Annotated in this window: 9 protein-coding genes; 4 read left to right on the top strand and 5 right to left on the bottom strand. The window is 59.5% G+C overall.

The window, feature by feature from the left end:
- Positions 1-351: 351 nt before the first annotated feature.
- The gene (locus tag CKW29_RS25075) at positions 352-834 is read right to left on the bottom strand and encodes an NUDIX hydrolase (RefSeq protein ID WP_095147505.1); all 483 of its coding nucleotides are present in this window, start codon (positions 832-834) and stop codon (positions 352-354) included.
- Between the two features lie 1,060 nt (positions 835-1,894).
- Here CKW29_RS25075 and CKW29_RS25090 point away from each other — a divergent pair.
- Entirely contained in the window at positions 1,895-2,611 is a 717-nt protein-coding gene (locus tag CKW29_RS25090; RefSeq protein ID WP_095149305.1) for a LuxR C-terminal-related transcriptional regulator, read from the top strand.
- Positions 2,612-2,906: 295 nt separating this feature from the next.
- Here CKW29_RS25090 and CKW29_RS25095 read toward each other — a convergent pair whose 3' ends face one another.
- Positions 2,907-8,489 (bottom strand): S-layer family protein, encoded by a 5,583-nt coding sequence (locus tag CKW29_RS25095; protein WP_095149306.1) that lies wholly within the window; start codon positions 8,487-8,489, stop codon positions 2,907-2,909.
- Positions 8,490-8,703: 214 nt separating this feature from the next.
- Positions 8,704-8,952, bottom strand: a complete 249-nt coding sequence (locus CKW29_RS25670; RefSeq protein WP_143496936.1) for a DUF1329 domain-containing protein — start codon at positions 8,950-8,952, stop codon at positions 8,704-8,706.
- A gap of 155 nt (positions 8,953-9,107) precedes the next feature.
- Here CKW29_RS25670 and CKW29_RS25105 point away from each other — a divergent pair, with 155 nt between their 5' ends.
- The 3 genes from CKW29_RS25105 to CKW29_RS25115 are packed head-to-tail and all read left to right on the top strand — an operon-like array spanning position 9,108 to position 13,577.
- A complete protein-coding gene (locus CKW29_RS25105; protein ID WP_095149307.1) occupies positions 9,108-10,892 on the top strand; it encodes a type I secretion system permease/ATPase in 1,785 nt (594 codons plus the stop codon).
- Positions 10,861-12,186, top strand: a complete 1,326-nt coding sequence (locus tag CKW29_RS25110) for an HlyD family type I secretion periplasmic adaptor subunit (RefSeq protein ID WP_177452480.1) — start codon at positions 10,861-10,863, stop codon at positions 12,184-12,186. Before CKW29_RS25105 ends, CKW29_RS25110 begins: the two co-directional genes overlap by 32 nt.
- A gap of 2 nt (positions 12,187-12,188) precedes the next feature.
- Positions 12,189-13,577, top strand: coding sequence for a TolC family outer membrane protein (locus tag CKW29_RS25115; RefSeq protein WP_177452482.1), 1,389 nt, complete (start codon positions 12,189-12,191; stop codon positions 13,575-13,577).
- Between the two features lie 154 nt (positions 13,578-13,731).
- Here CKW29_RS25115 and CKW29_RS25120 read toward each other — a convergent pair whose 3' ends face one another.
- Positions 13,732-17,949: a DUF5801 repeats-in-toxin domain-containing protein gene (locus CKW29_RS25120; protein WP_095149308.1), complete on the bottom strand. Its 4,218-nt coding sequence runs from the start codon at positions 17,947-17,949 to the stop codon at positions 13,732-13,734.
- Positions 17,950-18,282: 333 nt separating this feature from the next.
- Positions 18,283-20,151: DUF5801 repeats-in-toxin domain-containing protein (locus CKW29_RS25125; protein ID WP_256584942.1), on the bottom strand; the 1,869-nt coding region annotated here is incomplete at its 5' end.

Below are 20,151 nucleotides of genomic sequence, written 5' to 3' on the forward strand. Positions count from 1 at the left end.
TTTGCAACTTCAACCACTTGCGCTTTCGATCTCTCGTCAGCGGGAGGCGGATTCTACAGCGTTACACACTGCTGTCAACACCTCTTTTTCAACTTCCTTTCGACTTCGATGACCTGAAGCAACTTGCTGCCGAAAACTTCATAACTCATTGTTTACCAAGGAGTTTTCCGTTTCGACTGCGCCGGAAGTGGGGCGAATTATAGACAGATAAAATTCGCCGTCAACTGCTAATTCAGGGTTTCTATCAGTAAAGCCGAAAACACCCCTGAAACCTCGACGATCTATATAAGGAAAGCAAGGAAAGAGGGACAGCCCCCCTACTCTTAACCTCCGCTCCGGGTCCAGAAACGCTCATGGCGCCAGGGCTTGATTCCAAGCGGGCGACTCAAACACACCTGCCGCCTCCAGAATCGCAACTATTGATTCTGGCCAAACGGTTTTCTCAGTAGATCTCAGCTCGTCAGCTGACCACCAGTGATGATCCGCCATCACTTGAGTTTCGTGCGAGGTCCATTCGCAGCGAGAGAGAGCCTGGGTTTGCGCGCGCACAACGAAGTACTGTTCAATCGAGATGACCCTCTCGCCGCTTGGCATCAACATGGGAAACCTGCGATTGGCCACCGGTTCTCCAACGGCGCTGACCTGAATACCGGTTTCTTCGCGCAATTCACGTATCGCCGCGACCTGGAACGTCTCGCCCTCCTCCAGGCCACCGCCAGGCGTTGCCCAGTGATCATGACCCGCCAACGCTCCTTCCTTATGAACAAACCTGAAAAGAAGGACCTTTCGGCAAGGACTCACCACGAACAGTCTTGCTGATCTTCGCTCACGCATTTGACTCATATCTTCCCTGATTTCTTGAAGTGTGGAGCGCCGTCCCGATCTATCGAAGGGCACCGCGATTACTCGGAGCACGACGATAGGGCAATGATACTTCACCAGGGTTGTCCCTGAAGCACTTCATCCAAGGTGAACATAGCGGCATGAGCGCCTTGCCTCCCGAAAACCTTGACGACTGCGCGAGCTACATACCGAGGCCGCTCAGTACCTGGTCGACGCGCACGCACATCGCGAACCGCTGGGAACTTACCTGGGCCGGAGAGGCACCACCCTGCCCTCCCTTACGCGAATATGCCTTGGTGCAAAACGCACTACAGAGACTACGAGAACACCCTGCACACGCAGGGCAACAACTTCGATGCGATCACCGGACGTGACCTGAAGCAGCCCTTGATGCAAGCCGGCAACAAAGCGTCGACGGTGTTTGCCGCACGCATACATGTTGACGCGGGTACCTGGTGCTATTTCGAACCAGCAGGATAGGGGGTGCCCAGTGCCATTCACTGATTTCGCCAAGGTCTGACTCGTGAGTGGCTTGGCGAGGCAGATTTAGCCGGAAAATTGACGCACTTATTACTGGCGCATCTATCTGCACGCCACTCGTCGATTAATTGACGACCTTGATCGGCATCAGACGCTGGGCACAGGTGACCGCGGCGAGCCTAAGACCTTGATTTATGAGGGCTAGTGGCCACCATTTGAGCATCGGCCGGGCAATCTGCATGAGGCTTGAGTCGACGACTGGCGGATGGGTGGGCTGGCAGCGCGCTGAGCTGACCTAGACTCAGTTGACGGGCTCGATGGAGCACATTGCCATGTGCAAGCTATTGATAACTACTCCTATTTGTGCGGTCTCAATGGCTTTGCCCGGTTTTTGGAAACGTCCGCAACCCCTGCCAGTGCAGCAGGTTGCTAATACTCGGGCGGGCACCGTCAAGCTTTGTCGGCGTTCGCATTTGTCCTTCAACCGCAGTGGCCAGACGAACGATCTGCTGATCCAGGAAGAACAGCGCGTGGAGGTCACCGCTCGTTTTTCAAGGGGGTCAGGAATATGATGCCGGACCACAGAAAACCCATACGCGTGATGCTGATCGATTGTCGCCCCCTCGTCCTCATGGGCCTGAACGATTTGATCAATGCCAAGAAGCCCCGGATGGAAGTGATCGGCCAGGCCATCACCTATACCAATGCGCTGGATCTTGCCGATCAGTTGCGTCCCAATGTCATTTTTTTCAGTTTTTTTCCGGATGCGCTGGACCCGCTGGAGGTCGTCGCGGGACTCACCCGCAGCACCGAAATGAAAGTGCTGGTGCTCAAGGGCCTGTACGAAGCCGTCCCCGTTGGCCAGGCGATAGAGGCAGGCGCACGCGGCATCGTGCTAGCGGAAGACCCGACGGAATCGATCATCCGGGCCATCATCAACGTCCACCATCACGACATCGGACTGGATAGAGCCTGGGCCGGTGGGCTTTCCGGCTATGCTGCGACCGGGCATATACCCTTGAAATGCAATCTGGAGCAGGTGAAGCAGGCACGGCTGACGCTGCGCGAGAGGGAACTGATTCGCGCCATCGTGGGGGATCCGTCCGCCAAATACATGTGCATCGCCGAGCGCTTGGGTATCAGCGAGCACACCGTGCACAACCACCTCAGCAACATCTATCAAAAGCTTAATCTCATCAACCGCATCGACTTGCTGATGTATGCGCTGAAGCACGGGCTCACCAATAGCGAAGAGCCGCCCGAGTCCGCTTGGGTGGAATTGGACTGACTGGTGGTGGGTGCCACGGTGCGATGCACGCGGTGATCGGACAAGGGGCAAATGTGTTCTTGTGCGCCCGGCAATCCCGGCAATAGCATCTGCCCGCTCTAAAACACCTTGGCCCCATGGTTTTGATGTGCTGCAGCGCCGGATGCTGTTTACGGCGTTGGTGTGCTTGACGGCAAAGGCTTCGCCCCCCTTGAACCCGGGAAGCTCGTCTTGCCTCGTTGAACCAGGAACGAAGCGGCCTGATGAAAACGGCCTGGCCCCTTGTGGGAGCCAGGCCGTGTGCCCTCAGTGGCGTTCAGACAATATCAGTGCTTACTATGTCGGTCACCCCGACCAACTGGATGATGCTGGTGATACCGTTACCGTCGCCGTCGAATGCCAGGTAGCCGTCGCCTCCAACGACGCCAAAGTAGTAGTTCGTCGTGCCGTTCAGCGCGGTATCGGCGGCGGCTGTGAACGCCGCCAGGTTGGTGGCCGGTGCCAGCACTTCGGTGTAGTTCGCCCCCGAACCGGCCGTTGTGAAGTCGAGCTTGTCAAAGCCGGTGGCAAAACCGCCATCGATGACAGTCGAGACCATGGAGAGCAGCCCGTCGACGTCGGTGTCGGCGATCACGAACGTGTCCTCACCCGTTGAGGCCGTCACGCGGTTGTCGCCAACAATCGTCACGTCCAGGGTTTGCGTGGCCGTCGCGTCACTGTCGGCATCCGCCAGCACCACATCGAAGGTCAGGTGGGCGTCCGGTGTCGCCGTGGACACGAAGCCGATGTTGACGATCTTGATGGGTTCGTTGTTCTGCTCAGTCGTGGCGCCACCGAAAGCGATCTGGGCATTGGTTGTTGCGCCCTCAACCCCCGGAGTCGCGAGATTGTCGATGGCCCCATTGAGCTGGAACCCGGTCCCGCTTGTGCCTTGGGTCGATGTCACCACTTGAGCGCCCTGGATCGAGTAGTTTTCGTCGCCGAAGTTGTAGTCATTGCTCTCGAAGACCACGATGCCGTTTTGTGCCTGAGCCACAAATCCATAGGTGGGCACATCGGCATTGAAAACGTCGTCATTACCGGCTGAGTTTCCAACAATGAAGGTCCGATTGATTGTATCCCCGTTGCCATCAACCAGCTTCAATACCACCAGCATGTCTTTGCCGGCGCCAGGACCGGCCTGTGTGAACTCGATAAAGATCGCCTTGCTCGTTGCCCTGATCGCGGCAGAATCGGTGAACCCCTGGGGATTTGTTTTGTAGAAGTCCAGATCAATTACCTCGTCCGATTGGAGCGTGTCGCTGGCAGCGCCAATCGAATCCGATGAGACCGTGACATACCGTCGATCATTCGAGAACAAGCCTGTGAGGGTGTCGTAAGCGAAGGTTTGGCCCGTCCCGTTATCCACGCCGAATCCCTCGAACTGCACAAAGAAGGTGTCGGCAAGCTTCATCACCGAGACCGGCGGATTCGAGCCAACGGTCGTGGCCGAGTTGAGCGCATAGCCCTGAAGGGGGTTACCAGGCGTCGAGGTGTTCAGGATGCTGAAGCTCTGAATCTCCTGAGCCAGCTTCAAGGTATAGGTGTCAGCCACCTTGTCAAAGATCAGCGTGCCGGTGGCGTTGGTGGTCGCTCCCTGCGCCGGGTTGTTGGACACGTAGGTGAAGCCCACGTTGAACACCGCCTGGCCATCCGTCTCCGAGACCCAACTTACCGATGTGTTGGTGATGGCGTTCGCACCCACCGTGACGCCCGTGAGGGCCACGGACAGGAAGTCGGAGTTCGACGCACTGTAAGGCGCCACATGCTTGTCCGCGCCAATCGAGTAAGCGAAGACGCCCGTTCCACCGAGATCCGTCAAAGCCCCCCCGTTGCTGCTGTTCGCGTAGACCAGATTCGACTTGGCCGTCACGATCGGAGTGTCGTCATCGACGTTGATCCCCAGTGTGCCATCGGCCGTATCGCCATCACCATCGGTCACCTGGTAGTTGATGGTGAATGCCTGGTTGTTCTCGGTCAGGCCCGCCGCATGGAGGATCGGATTGTTTTGCACCACCGTGTAGGCGCCCGTTGCCGCGACCATCGTCAGCGTCAACACCGTGGTCGTGCCCTGCTTGACCAACAGACTGGTGCCATCGGCCACATAGGTGAAGCCTGTGGGCGCTCCGCTGGTCAGATAGGCCACCGTGCCGGCCCCGTCCTGGCCAAAGTCGTGGCCCAGAGTGCCGCTTACGTTAGCCGAATCTGCATCGTCACCCGTGCCGCCAGGATTGCCCGAGAGCGCATCGTCGTCGAGCAGCACCGTGTTGTTGGCCGACACCGCCGGTCCGTCGTCGTCGAAGTTGATGTCATCGCCGATACCGACGCTGTCAGTGCTGGTGTCGCCGTCGCCGTCGGTCACCGTCACCACCGCGTTGATCAGACCGCTCAGATCAATCCGGTCGTCGTGGGCCGCCGCCGTACTGCCGGCGACAGGATGCGTGAGCGAGACATACTGCGCCACCGCCACGTTGCCGTCCTGCAGCAGGGCAATCGCGAACGCCGCAGGATCCGCTACCGTGACCACGCCATTGGCCACGTCATAGCGGCCGACAATCAGATCGCCTTCCTTGAACAACAGGATGTTCTTGCCATCGGTGGTGTTGAGCAGCGAATCGGTACCGTCGCCGCCCACAATCGCCAGTGACAGCACTTTGGTCGCACCTTCCTGGTCCTGGCCAAAGCTGCTGAGCAACGTGGTGGCCAAAGGTGTGGTGCTGATCGCGAACTCTGCTGGATTCAAGTCCGTGCCCTTGTTCGCCACTTCCGTGTCGAACAGTGCCAGAACCGCCGCCGCGTCGCTGTCGTTATCCTGGTTGCCGGCCGTCTCGTCGATCGTCACCGCGCCGCCGCCATCGATCACGTCCGCGCTCGGTCCGTCGTCGTCGAAGTTGATGTCGTCGCCGATGCCGACGCTGTCAGTGCTGGTGTCGCCGTCGCCGTCGGTCACCGTCACCACCGCGTTGATCAGACCGGTCAGATCAACCCGGTCGTCGTGGGCCGCCGCCGTACTGCCGGCGGTAGGGTGCGTGAGCGAGACATACTGCGCCACCGCCACGTTGCCGTCCTGCAGCAGGGCAATCGCGAACGCCGCAGGATCCGCTACCGTGACCACGCCATTGGCCACGTCATAGCGGCCGACAATCAGATCGCCTTCCTTGAACAACAGGATGTTCTTGCCATCGGTGGTGTTGAGCAGCGAATCGGTACCGTCGCCGCCCACAATCGCCAGTGACAGCACTTTGGTCGCACCCTCCTGGTCCTGGCCAAAGCTGCTGAGCAACGTGGTGGCCAAAGGTGTGGTGCTGATCGCGAACTCTGCTGGATTCAAGTCCGCGCCCTTGTTCGCCACTTCCGTGTCGAACAGTGCCAGAACCGCCGCCGCGTCGCTGTCGTTATCCTGGTTGCCGGCCGTCTCGTCGATCGTTACCACGCCGCCGCCATCGATCACGTCCGCGCTCGGTCCGTCGTCGTCGAAGTTGATGTCGTCGCCGATGCCGACGCTGTCGGTGCTGGTGTCGCCGTCGCCGTCGGTCACCGTCACCACCGCGTTGATCAGACCGCTCAGATCAATCCGGTCGTCGTGGGCCGCCGCCGTACTGCCGGCGGTAGGGTGCGTGAGCGAGACATACTGCGCCACCGCCACGTTGCCGTCCTGCAGCAGGGCAATTGCGAACGCCGCAGGATCCGCTACCGTGACCACGCCATTGGCCACGTCATAGCGGCCGACAATCAGATCGCCTTCCTTGAACAACAGGATGTTCTTGCCATCGGTGGTGTTGAGCAGCGAATCGGTACCGTCGCCGCCCACAATCGCCAGCGACAGCACTTTGGTCGCACCTTCCTGGTCCTGGCCAAAGCTGCTGAGCAACGTGGTGGCCAAAGGTGTGGTGCTGATCGCGAACTCTGCTGGATTCAAGTCCGTGCCCTTGTTCACCACTTCCGTGTCGAACAGCGCCAGAACCGCCGCCGCGTCGCTGTCGTTATCCTGGTTGCCGGCCGTCTCGTCGATCGTCACCGCGCCGCCGCCATCGATCACGTCCGCGCTCGGCCCGTCGTCTTCGAAGATGATCTTGGAGCCGATTTCGGCGGTCGCAACAAAGGCTTGGAGCAGCTTGAAGCCACCGATATCAAAATCGGCGTGGTTATTACCCTTGGCGTCGACGGCCGCCCCGTTCTCGATGAGCACGCGGTTGTGATCCAACGTTGTGGTGTATTCAATCTTGTAGCCGGCCAAAACGCCGGTGATGGTTGCAACCCCGCCAGAAAAGCTGATGACAATGCTCGAGCTATTCACCGTCCCGTCTGAATTCTCGATCACCAGACCGGTGCTGATGTTGATGACACGAACATTGGTGATTGCAACCGATGTATCGCCCGCATAGCCGTCGATGAAATTCACGCCAGATTCAACAGCGGTGCTGAATGCGCTGATTCTTACGACAGCACTCTTGCCGCTTTGCAACTGCACGACGTCGAAATGGGCCGACTTCACATTGAACACGCCGGTAAAGTCGACGTTGGACTCAAGATCTGCTTCGGTCTGACTAAGGTTGGGAATAGTCACATCCTGCCTGGCACCCGTGACGAACGAAAAGCGGATGCCTTCCTGTTCCACAATCATCTGATTGTTGGTGCCGAAGGTGGTCGGGCCACCTGCCTGGCTGGTATTGATCGTGTCACCCGTCGATATATTGATGTCGTCGGCCGTGCTGTTGGGGTCAACCCCAGACTGATTCGCCGGATCCTTGCCGGTGGCGATGATGGTGGGATCCGTGATCCGCGTGACACCATCGACAATTTCAGTTGTCGGGTTCAATTTCGTGAACATCAAGAAGAGGTTCTGACCGGAGGGTGCACCGGCCAGACTGAATTCCAGGTCCTGACTGGCTCCGATGAAAACCTTATTCAGCAGATTGACCGCATCGTCGGGGTTGTTAGTGTCCGGATGCTTGAGCGGCTCGTACTGCACGGTCCAAATCTTGCCGCCCGTGACCGGCGATCCGGTCTCTTCAATATAGGCAGCGAACACGATCGCGCCGGTGGCCCCCCCGGCTCGGCCCAGAACGATGTTGTTGTTCGTATCCGTATAGAGAAGGATATCGGTGCCATCGAGGGTATCCAGTCCGCTGTCCAAGCCATTGAGCGGTGCGCCAGTGCTGCCGACGAAGCTGATATCGGTAATGCCTCCTCCGGGCGCAGCGGTAATGCTGAACGCATTACTGCCCGTGTTGCCCGCGGCCCCCGTATAGCCACTCAAGGCAGCTTCAGCTACGGCACCTGCCCCAAGTGCGGTCAAACGGGCAGAGAAGGCCGAGGGCAGGGACGCCACCAGAATGTCGTTGTCATCGTCAGCGACTGCGCCGTTCTGCAACCCGGTTGTTTCGTCCAGCGTAACGTTCACGCCGGTCGCCAGGACGTTCAGAACGCTGTCCGTAAATGACGTTGTCGCCACAGCGTCGTCAGCGGTGCCGGACACACCATCGGCGCCCGCAGAGGCCGCAGTGAGCAGAAACGTCGCGCCTGCCGAGTCGTCGGGATTCACGTACCAGGAGGTCGTGACACTGCCGTTGACTTTGCCGTCGAGATCGCCGGCGCCACCGTCGGTCACGTACCAGGGCTCGTGTCCCTCGCCGGTGTTGGTATTGAGCACATCATCGGACGTGCCCCACACGTTATCCGCGCCGGCGCCGGTGGCGTGCTCCACTTCAAACGCCACTGTGCTGCCGGCGGCGAAGCCGCTGGCCGTGATGGTGGCGGTGCTACCGGGTGCGTAGTCGCTTAAGTCGGTGGTAACGGTCGGAGTGTCTAGGGGGGTCGAATCGCTCGTGAGCGATGAGTTTTTCTTGCGCATAGTCATAACTTTCTCCCGAGCAATATCAGTCATAGAGGCCTGACCGTTGACCTATTTCAGCTACGTGCCACAACTATGGATAAGCCCCGGGGATTGCACATCGACCGATACTCCCAGCCGGGCTGGGAGTTTCAGACTACTTGGGAGGGGGGAAGAACGGGATGACGCTAAGAGGCGGCGCCGCATATTCCGTTTGTGAATGAGGACATGGCACCGCTACTCAAGACCACCCGGGCTTTGACCGTCGGCGCTTCAAATTGAATTTGAGCCAGCTCAGGCAGCCGGGTGCGGGGGCAGCTTCAGCCGGACAGGCGTCATAGAGGTCAACGAAGTACCGGCTGTCGGTGCCGACAATCGGATTGTCATAAGCACATGAGGGCGCACGACGAACGTGGCGCTGGCTTGGGTAACCGTGCACCTGATGCATCCCACCAGCCCGCGATGGCGGCCACAGCACGTCGTAGAGCATCCTGGCCTCGAAGTCGCCGGTATCTTGCGTGCTCTTTACCGCTGGGTCATGTCATTGCAGGAGTCGTTGCCTGAGGCGATCCGGCCAATTGCTACACGCAGTCGTTCGGCATGATCTAAGCTCCACAGAGGTTGGCTTTTCGAGCTGGAGTTTCCATGCGAAACACACCTGAAAACAGTCTGAAAAGTGCTTTGAAAGCCTGTAGAGACAGCTTTATTTCTGTGGGCTTTTTCAGCTTCTTCATCAACGCGCTAATGCTCGTTCCTACCTTCTATATGCTTCAGGTGTACGGGCGAGTGATGGCCAGCGGAAGTCTGACGACCCTGGCAATGCTGACGCTGATCATGACCGGGCTGGTGATCACGCTCGGCTCCCTGGAATGGGTTCGTTCACGCATCATGGTTCGGGTCAGTACCCGGCTGGATGTGTTGCTGAGTCGCCAAGTCTATAAAGCCAGTTTCAAACGGGCTCTGGACAGTGGCGGCATGGATGCTTCGGCCCAGTCGCTCAACGACTTGACGGGCTTGAGACAGTTTCTCTCCGGTAACGGTTTGTTCGCCTTTTTCGACGCCCCCTGGTTGCCGATCTATATCGCGGTGATGTTCCTGTTTCATCCCTGGTTTGGCTGGGTAGCGACGGGCAGTGCCCTATTGTTGTTAGTGCTTGCCGTTATCAATGAGAAGCTGACGGGGCCACCACTGGCCCAGGCCAACAAGGAGCATATCGGCGCCACGCTCTACACCACGAAGAACCTGCGCAACGCCGAAGTCATCGAGTCCATGGGCATGCTTGAAACCCTGATGGATCGTTGGGGGCATCGGCAAAAAAACGTTCTGTTGCTGCAGTCCCTGGCGAGCGATAGAGGGGCCATTGTCAGCACGCTTTCCCGGACGTTCCGGATCCTCGTGCAATCACTGGTGCTGGGGCTGGGGGCGTACCTGGCGGTGGACCATCAGGTGGGGGCAGGCATGGTGTTTGCCGGGGCCATACTGCTGGGGCGTGCACTGGCCCCCATCGATCTGATCATCGGTAGCTGGAAGGGTTTTATTGCGGCTCGCTCGCAGTACAGCCGCCTGAAAGACATCCTCGACAAACAACAGGCGCAACCCGAGCGCATGTCTTTGCCTGCGCCCCTGGGGCACGTGCAGGTCGAGAATCTGATTGTCGCGGCACCTGGCTCGCAAACCCCGATCATCAAAAACATCAGCTTCACCGTACCTGCCGGTTGCGCGGTGGGAATCATTGGTCCAAGTGCCGCGGGCAAGTCGACCCTGGCCAGAGCGCTGATGGGGGTATGGGTGCCGCAGCATGGGGTGGTTCGGCTGGATGGCGCGGACATCAGCGCCTGGGACAAACATGAGCTTGGGCCGCATATCGGTTACTTGCCCCAGGACATTGAATTGTTCGAAGGCAGTATCAGCGAGAACATTGCCCGCTTCGCCGAGGTCGATTCGGCGAAAGTCATTCTGGCTGCCAGGACCGCTGGCGTTCACGAAATGATTTTGCTGTTGCCCGATGGCTACGACACCGTCATTGGCAGCGAGGGCGTCATGCTATCGGGAGGGCAGCGTCAGCGCATCGGGCTGGCCCGCGCCCTGTATGGCAACCCGCGGCTGATTATTCTCGACGAGCCCAACTCCAATCTTGACGAAGTCGGTGATCGCGCCCTGGCAGCCGCCATCCAGCAGCTCAAGCAGACCGGCGCGACCCTGTTTGTCATTACCCACCGAACCAACATCGTGTCGCAGCTTGACCGGATCATGGTGATAAGCGCTGGGGTTATCAGTCTCTATGGGCCACGCGAGCATGTGCTGGCCGAGCTCAACACGCTGCAAAAACAGGCACAAAAGCACGCCACGCCAACAGGCGTCAGCATGGCTTCGGTCGATACCAGCAAGGGTGATGCCGATGAACCCTACGATACCCGGTCGTCAAATTGAAAGCTTCGCCGACCTGCCAATAGCTGATCATAAAATTCGCCGTCTGGGCATTGCCATTGTCGGTGTGACTTTCGGCCTGTTCGGTACCTGGGCGGCGCTCGCCCCCCTCGACGGTGCCGCGTTCGCGCCGGGGGTGGTCACCGTGCAGGCTTACCGCAAAACGGTCCAGCATATTGAAGGGGGGATCGTCAAAGACGTACTCGTCCATGACGGTGACATCGTCAAGCGTGATGATCCGCTGATCATTCTTGATGATGCCCAACTGCGCTTCGAATACGAGATGGCTCGAAGCCAGCTGGTCGCGACGAGAGCCATGGAGGCAAGGCTCAGAGCCGAACGCGACACGCTGTCGGCGATCAGCTTTGGGGAGATAGCCGATCCCGACAGCCTGCGAGGCGTGGAAGCGCGCCAGGGCGAGACCCAGGTGTTCAACGCTCGGCAGGGCTCGCGGCTGGGCCAGATAGCGGTGCTGCGCGAGCGCGTCGGCCAGTTGAATCAACAGATCAAGGGACTGGAATCGATGATTGGTACCAAGGTTTATCTGGAGAAATCCTACAGCGGTGAAATCAATGAATTGGGCGATATGCTCAAGCAAGGGTTCGTTGACAAACAACGTCTGCTCGAGCAGGAACGCAAGCTGGGGATGCTCAGGTCGGAAGTGGCTGATCACCGTTCCACTATTAACAGGACTCGCCTGCAGATCAATGAAACACAGCTACAGATTCTGCAAATCGACAAGGACTTCAATGCCGACGTCGTCAAGCAGCTGGCCGAGGTTCAGACCAGGATGTACGACCTGCAAGAGAAAACCTCGGCCCTGGAAGACCGGCTCAATCGTATCGTCATCCGCGCCCCCGAAGCGGGAATGGTGATTGGCATGACCGTGCACACCATCGGTGGTGTCGTGCGCCCGGCGACGCCACTGCTGGACATCGTTCCATCGGTTTCCGAGCTGGTCATAGAGGCCCAGGTGGAGCCGGTGGATATTGATCGTATCGCCATCGGCAAGCGTGCCGATATCCGTTTCGGCGCGTTCAACAGCTCGACCACTCCGGTAATCGAAGGCGAGGTCAGCAGCGTATCGGCTGACCGACTGACCAATGAAAAGACCGGGAATGCCTATTACCTGGCGCGGGTCCGGGTAACCGAGGACGGCGCCCGTACCTTGGGTGAGCGCAAATTGTTGCCAGGGATGCCGGCGGACGTGTTGATCATCACCGGGCAACGCACGCTGTTGCAGTACTTGATGCAGCCGGCCCGCGATGCCATGTCTCAATCGATGATCGAGGAATGACCGTGGGCGCGTCGGCGGTTCTACTCGGCGGTGCATTCATGCTGGCAACGGCTGCCGCTCTGGCGCAAACCACTGCAGCAAAACCGGCCGAGGTCAGTGCCTCGACGTTTTCCACCGACCTCATGCAGTTGTATCGCGAGGCGCGGCTGGAGGATCCACAGATATTGGCCTCCTTTGCGCAAGCACAGGCGGGTCAGGAACATCAGCGCGAGGCCATGGGGGCGCTGTTGCCGCAACTGTCGTTCAATGCCGGGACGAACCGGATTCACCAGGAAAACGACCTGATAGAGCAGAGTTACGATAACGAAAACTACAGCCTGGTGCTGCGTCAATTCCTCTACAACAAGGCCGCGTGGGAGAACTATCAAAAATTCAAAAGCCTGGCCAAGCAGTCCGAATCGCAAGCACTGGAAGACCAGGCCGAGGCCACAGTGGAATTGGCGCGGCGTTACTTCACCGCGTTGGCGTCCGAGGATGAACTGGAGTTGGTGAGGGCGGAGCGTCGAACCACGCAAAAGAGCCTGGACCGAGTCAATGCGTTGTACGACAAGCAACTGGCATTGATTACTGATCAGCTCGACCTCAAGGCCAGGGTGGACTTGCTCGCGGCGCAGGAGGTGGATGCCCGCAACCAGGCCAGTATCAGTCGCGAGGCACTGGCGGAGATCGTCGGCCGACCGGTCAAGGAGAAGCTCAACCGGATTCGCGATGACATGCAACTACGGGTTTCGGCCCAGAGCCTGGAGACCTGGGTCCGCGAAGGTATGGCGTTGAACCCGGCGCTCAAGGCCAACGAGAGCGGCGTCGAAGCCGCGGAGGCAGCGTTGCGCGGTGGCAAGGGCGGGCACTATCCGACCCTGAGTCTGAACCTGAGCGCACAAGAGACCAACGAGGGCTACAACAACTCCCTGACGCCGCGCACTGACAATTATGTCGCCGGAGTCAGCGTTCAGGTGCCGCTGTACAGCGGCGGCTCGACCTCGGCACGGGTCCGTGGGCTCTACCAGGATCAGCTTGTCGCCGAACAGGAACTGGAAGCGATCCGCCGTCGGGTGGTCAAGGAGATCACCAGTGCTTACCTGACCGCCAATTCGAACGGCGAAAAAATCGGCGCGAATCGCCTGGCCCTGGCCTCGGCACAGCTGTCCAGGGTGGCGGCAGAGAAAGCGCTGAGCTACGGAATGGTCAATGCCGTCGATGTACTGGCCAGCGTACGCAACGAATTCCGCGCTCGGCGTGACCTGCTCAAGACGCAATACGAATTCCTCAGCAACGTATTCACCCTCAATCGCTGGGCGGGAAAACCGCCGGCCGAAAGTGTCGAAAGTGTGAATGGCTGGTTGAGTCCCGGCAGTTCCGGTCAGGCCATGGGCGTTGAATCGGAGTATTAGACAGGCGAAAGGTTGCCTGGTCATTCAAACGGGTGATGGCCTCATTTCAAGGCGTGGCGTTATCCGCAAAACCTGAGGCGACTCATAGAACGGCTAGAAACAATGCGAGGGTGGTTCCTACACCACCCTCGCCTCTTTTTACCCGCGCGATGCCTCAGACGCCGCCATGAACAATGTCGGTATTCAGTAGATCGACCCCGACCAAGGTGATGGTCGTTATTTGTCCGCCAGTCTCGGCAACCGTCACGATGCTGTCTGCGCCGGTGTTGTCGATCGACTGGACAGTGGCGTTCGGGTCGCCGTTGAGCACCAGCTTGTCTTGCACGCCTGGGCCCGTATCGAAGCCGGTGACCTGGTACAGGTTCTCATCGACTGACAAATCGATGTTGAAGGCATCACGCTCACCACCCGTGCCAACCAGCCTGAAGTCGAAGAGCGCATCGGCCGAATCGTTGGCGAACAGGTTGGCGTCGAACGTACTCGTCGCCGAGTCCCCATCCTTGTCCGTCAGCGTCGCGCTGAACGCCAGCTTGACATCGCTGGCCAGGTTCTCGCTCTCCGTAATGAACTGGATCACCGGGATCTTGATCTCGCCCCGGGCCATCGTGAGCTGCACAGCATCGATCAGCGCCGAGCCCGCCTTCTCAATGAGGAAGGACACCTGGCCGCCGGCCTCCGGCGTCAGGGTGTTCACCTCGATGAGGTTCGAAAACGTGCCATCCTCGTAGTAGATCCGGTAGTACAGGTCCTCGGTCGCCGTGTTGTAACCCGCCACGGAGTTGTCGATGAAGATCTTCATGCCCGTCAGCAGGCTCTCCGGATTGATGACGAAACTTTCATCGGCGGCGCCGATTGCCGCCAGGTTGTCTCCTTGGAAAACGTTGTTGGCGACGCCGATGCCGGCCGTGCTGACGTTCATGGCCGCTGGGTCGATGTACGACGGCAGGGGGTTGGTCTGTAGCGCGGCTTCAGTGGGGTCGGGTGCTCCGAGCCCGATGCCGGTCAGGATATCCGCAGTCGACGCAAGCGCCTTCGCGGAAAAGAACACAATCTCCTCGGATGCCGAAGGAATAGCCGGGTTATCCGTCTCCGGAATTAACAATGTGCGCACTGGATCCGGACCGCCGGCAGCCAGCGAGCCGTCGGCACTGCTGAGAACGATCGTCGAGCTGAAGCCTTGCACCAGATCCAGTGCATAACTGCCATCGTCGAAAGCGGTCAGCGTGTAGTCGACGCTGGTATCCGCCGTTGCGGCGTTGTTGTCGAAATCACCGGTCAACGTCCCGGCAAATTGGTACGCGCCATTGGCGTCCGGTGAGGGCACCAGCTCGTTGAGCGTGCCGGTCCCGGTCGTGGTCGTGTTGTCTGGCCTGACGAGGGTGAACTGGCCATTGACCAACGAGATATTCAGACCGGTCGCCCCCAGCCCGTCGGCTCCGGCCGACCTGTCCCAGAACCCGTATTGGGGAAGGACGCTACCGGTTCCGATCAGGTTGCCGAACGCGAGTGATGGGCCGTCGTCCTCAAACACCAGATTCTGCCCGATGTTGAGGGTCGCCTGGGCGCTGTCGCCGTCCTTGTCGGTCTTGGTCGCCGTCAGCGTCACCAGGTTGTCCGAGGTGAGGCTCGTTGCATCATCAGGATTGTTGGCGTCGGGATGCACCACTGCCCGCAGTTGGTCGAGGGTGACGTCACCATTGCTGGCCACGCTGACCGTGAACACCAGCACGTTGCTCGTGGCCGTCCTGCCCTCCACCACCGCGCCGTTGAGCGACAGATTCACCGCCTGGCCGCTGGCTGTGTCGGTCAGTCCGGAGGCTCCGGCCACCACACCCAGCGCATAGGTCAAAGTGCCGGCCCCATCGGCGCCAAACGCCGAGGTGAAGTTGGCGGCAAAGCTCTGGGTATCGTTGGTCCCCAGGACTGTTTCGTCCACCGTCAGCGTCGGTTCCACGCCGGTGGTGTTGATGTTCGGTCCGTCGTCCTTGAACACCAGGTTCTGCCCAATGTTAAGGGTTGCCTGGATACTGTCGCCGTCCTTGTCGGTCGTGGTCGCCGTCAGCGTCACCAGGTTGTCCGAGGTCAGAGTCTTCGAATCATCGGGATCGGTGGTGTTGGGATGCACCACCGCCCGAATCTGGTCGAGCGTGACCTCACCATTGGCAGCGACGCTGACCGTGAACACCAACTGGTCAGTGGTGGCCGTCCTACCCTCCACCACGGCACCGTTGAGCGACAGGTTGACTGCTTCACCGGTGGCCGTGTCGGTCAGCCCGGAGGCCCCCGCCACCACACCCAGCGCATAGGTCAGGGTGCCAGCCCCATCGGCGCCAAACGCCGAGTTGAAGTTGGCGGCAAAGCTCTTGGTATCGTTGATCGCCAGTACCGTCTCGTCCACCGTCAGCGTCGGCTCCACGCCGGTGGTGTTGATGCTAGGTCCGTCGTCCTTGAACACCAGGTTCTGCCCAATGTTGAGGGTCGCCTGGGCGCTGTCGCCGTCCCCGTCGGTCGTGGTCGCCGTCAGTGTCACCAGGTTGTCCGAGGTCAACGTCTTCGAATCATCGGGATTGGTGGTGTCGGGATGCACCACTGCTCGTAGCTGGTCGAGCGTGACCTCACCATTGGCGGCGACACTGACGGTGAACACCAGCAGGTCGGTGGTGGCCGTACGGCCTTCCACCACCGCACCGTTAAGCGACAGGTTGACCGTCTCACCGGTGGCCGTGTCGGTCAGACCGGAGGCCCCTGCCACCACACCCAGCGCATAGGTCAGGGTGCCAGCCCCATCGGCGCCAAACGCCGAATTGAAGTTAGCGACAAAGCTCTGGGTGTCGTTGGTCGCCAGAACTGTTTCGTCCACCGTCAGCGTTGGCTCCGTGCCGGTGGTGTTGATGCTCGGCCCATCGTCCTCGAAGATGATCCTGGAGCCGATTTCGGCGGTCGCAGTAGAGGGTTGGATCAGCGTGAAGCCACCGATATCGAAATCGGCGTGGTCATTGCCCTTGGCGTCGAGAGCCGCCCCGTTCTCGATGAGTACTCGGTTGTGATCCAGCGTTGTGGTGTATTCAATCTGGTAGCCGGCTTTGATGCCGGTGATGGTTGCAACCCCGCCAGAAAAGCTGATGACAATGGCCGGATCATTCGCCGATCCGTCTGAGTTCTCGATCACCAACCCGGTGCTGATGTTGATGACGCGAACATTGGTGATGTCAACCGGCGTATCGTTCGCATAGCCGTTGATGAAATTCACGCCAGGTTCAGCAGTGGTGCTGAATGCGCTGACTTTTACGACAGCACTCTTGCCGCTTTGCAACTGCACGACGTCGAAGTTGGCCGACTTGGTATTTAAGACGCTGGTAAAGTCGATGTTGGATTCAACATCGGCTTCGGTCTGACTAAGGTTGGGAATGGTCACATCCTGCCTGGCACCCGTGACGAACGAAAAGCGGATGCCTTCCTGTTCCACAATCATCTGATTGTTGGTGCCGAAGGTGGTCGGCCCACCCGCCTGGCTGGTATTGATCGTGTCGCCAGTGTTTATATTGGCGCCGCTCGACTGGTCTGCAGGGTTCTTGCCGGTGGCGATGATGGTGGGATCCGTGATCCGCAAGACACCCCCATCGTCGACAACGGTCGGGTTCGCCGTTGTGAACATCAGGAACAGGTTCTGACCGGAAGGCGCATTGGCCAGACTGAATACCAAGTCCTGACTGGCTCCGATGAAAACAATGCCCGACAGATCGACAGCATCGTCGGGGTTGCTAGCGTCCGGATGCATGAGCGGTTGGTACTGCACGACCCAGATCTTGCCGCCCGTGACCGGCGATCCGGTCTCTTCAATATAGGCCGCGAACACGACCGCGCCGGCCGGCCCCCCAGCTCGACCTACAACAATGTTGTTGTTCGTATCCGTATAGAGAAGGATATTGGTGCCATCGAGGGTATCCAGTCCGCTGTCCACGCCATTGAGCGGTGCGCCAAGGCTATCAACGAAGCTGATATCGGTAATGTTTGCTCCGGGCGCAGCGTTGATGCTGAACGCATTGCTGCCCGTGTTGCCCGCAGCCCCTGTATAGCCACTCAAGGCAGCGGCCGTGACGGCTCCGGCCCCAAGCACGGTCAACCGGGTAGAGAAGATCGAGGGCAGGGACGCCACCAGAATGTCATTGTCGTCAGCATCTCCCGCGGGGCTTGCCGTGGCGGTGCCGTTCTGCAGCCCGGGTGTTTCGTCCAGGGTAACGTTCACACCGGTCGCCAGGACGCTCGGAGTGCTGGCCGTGATGGTCGGAACGTATAGGGGAGTCGGATCGCTCACGAAGGTAGAAGTACTGTCATCGCTCGTTAGCGATGAGTTTTTTGTGCGAATAGACATGATTTTCTCCCGAGCAACTCCAGTGACCGCGGCCGAACCGTGGACCTATTTCTGGTACGTTCCACAACTATGGATAAGCGTCACAGGTTGCGCATCGGCCGATACTCCTAGGCAGAGTGGGAGTTTCAGACTACTTGAGAGGGGAAACGGGATGACGCGAATCCACTGGCTCTGAGGTGATGGCAGGTCGCTATGATTCGAACACCACGCCAACGATTGCGCATAGGACCAAGCGACAAGCAATTGAAACAAAGCGGCTCTCAAATCAGGACTGCAGAAGCAATGCGAGGGTGGTTCCTAGGCCACCCTCGCATCCTTTACCCGCGCGACGCCTCAGACGCCGCCATGAACAATGTCGGTATTCAGCAGATCGACCCCGACCAAGGTGATGGTCGTTATTTGTCCGCCAGTCTCGGCAACCGTCACGATGCTGTCTGCGCCGGTGTTGTCGATCGATTGGACAGTGGCGCTCGGGTCGCCGTTGAGCACCAGCTTGTCTTGCACGCCTGGGCCCGTATCGAAGCCGGTGACCTGGTACAGGTTCTCATCGACTGACAAATCGATGTTGAAGGCATCACGCTCACCGCCCGTGCCAATCAGCCTGAAGTCGAAGAGCGCATCGGCCGAATCGTTGGCGAACAGGTTGGCGTCAAACGTACTCGTCGCCGAGTCCCCATCCTTGTCCGTCAGCGTCGCGCTGAACGCCAGCTTGACATCGCTGGCCAGGCTCTCGCTCTCCTGAATGAACTGGATCACCGGGATCTTGATCTCGCCCCGGGCCATTGTGAGCTGAACAGCGTCGATCAGCGCCGTGCCCGCCTTCTCAATGAGGAAGGACACCTGTCCGCCGTCCTCCGGCGTCAGGCTGTTCACCTCGATGAGGTTCGAGAACGTGCCATCTTCGTAGTAGACCCGGTAGTACAGGTCCTCGGTCGCCGTGTTGTAACCCCCCACGGAGTTGTCGATGAAGATCTTCATGCCCGTCAGCAGGCTCTCAGGATTGATGACGAAACTTTCATCGGCGGCGCCGATTGCCGCCAGGTTGTCCCCCTGGAACAGGTTATTGGCGACGCCGATGCCGGCCGTGCTGACGTTCATGGCCGCTGGGTCGATGTACGACGGCAGGGGGGTGGTCTGTAGCGCGGCTTCAGTGGGGTCGGGTGCTCCGAGCCCGATACCGGTCAGGATATCCGCAGTCGACGCAAGCGCCTTCGCGGAAAAGAACACCACCTCCTCGGATGCCGAAGGAATAGCCGGGTCGTCCGTCTCCGGAATCAACAAGGTGCGCACGGGATCCGGACCGCCGGCAGCGAGCGAGCCGTCGGCACTGCTGAGCACGATCGTCGAACGGAAGCCTTGCACCAGATCCAGTGCATAACTGCCATCGTCGAAGGCGGTCAGCGTGTAGTCGACGCTGGTATCCGCCGTTGCGGCATTGTTGTCGAAATCACCGGTCAACTTCCCGGCGAACTGGTACGCGCCATTGGCGTCCGGTGAGGGCACCAGCTCGGTGAGCGTGCCGGTCCCGGTCGTGGTCGTGTTGTCTGGCCTGACGAGGGTGAACTGGCCATTGACCAACGAGATATTCAGACCGGCCGCCCCCAGCCCGTCGGCTCCGGCCGACCTGTCCCAGAACCCGTATTGTGGAAGGACGCTACCGGTTCCGATCAGGTTGCCGAACGCGAGGGATGGGCCGTCGTCCTCGAACACCAGGTTCTGCCCGATGTTGAGGGTCGCCTGGGCGCTGTCGCCGTCCTTGTCGGTCTTGGTCGCCGTCAGCGTCACCAGGTTGTCCGAGGTCAGGCTCGTCGCATCATCGGGATCGCTGGTGTCGGGATGCACCACGGCCCGCAGCTGGTCGAGGGTGACATCACCATTGGCAGCGACGCTGACGGTGAACACCAGCGCGTTGCTCGTAGCGGTGCGGCCTTCGACCACTGCGCCATTGAGCGACAGGTTGACTGCCTCACCGCTGGCGGTGTCGGTCAGCCCGGAGGCTCCGGCCACCACGCCCAGCGCATAGGTCAGGGTGCCAGCCCCATCGGCGCCAAACGCCGAGTTGAAGTTGGCGGCATAGTTCTGGGTATCGTTGATCGCCAAGACCGTTTCATCCACCGTCAGCGTTGGTGCCTCGCCGGTGGTGTTGATGCTAGGTCCGTCGTCTTCGAACACCAGGTTCTGCCCAATGTTGAGGGTTGCCTG

The organism is Pseudomonas sp. Irchel s3a18 (genome assembly GCF_900187535.1).
Taxonomy (GTDB): domain Bacteria; phylum Pseudomonadota; class Gammaproteobacteria; order Pseudomonadales; family Pseudomonadaceae; genus Aquipseudomonas.

Coding starts and splice junctions, on each gene's coding strand:
- CKW29_RS25075 (WP_095147505.1), bottom strand. CDS start 834: ATGCGTGAGCGAAGATCAGCAAGACTGTTCGTGGTGAGTCCTTGCCGA.
- CKW29_RS25090 (WP_095149305.1), top strand. CDS start 1,895: ATGCCGGACCACAGAAAACCCATACGCGTGATGCTGATCGATTGTCGC.
- CKW29_RS25095 (WP_095149306.1), bottom strand. CDS start 8,489: ATGACTATGCGCAAGAAAAACTCATCGCTCACGAGCGATTCGACCCCC.
- CKW29_RS25670 (WP_143496936.1), bottom strand. CDS start 8,952: ATGCTCTACGACGTGCTGTGGCCGCCATCGCGGGCTGGTGGGATGCAT.
- CKW29_RS25105 (WP_095149307.1), top strand. CDS start 9,108: ATGCGAAACACACCTGAAAACAGTCTGAAAAGTGCTTTGAAAGCCTGT.
- CKW29_RS25110 (WP_177452480.1), top strand. CDS start 10,861: ATGAACCCTACGATACCCGGTCGTCAAATTGAAAGCTTCGCCGACCTG.
- CKW29_RS25120 (WP_095149308.1), bottom strand. CDS start 17,949: ATGTCTATTCGCACAAAAAACTCATCGCTAACGAGCGATGACAGTACT.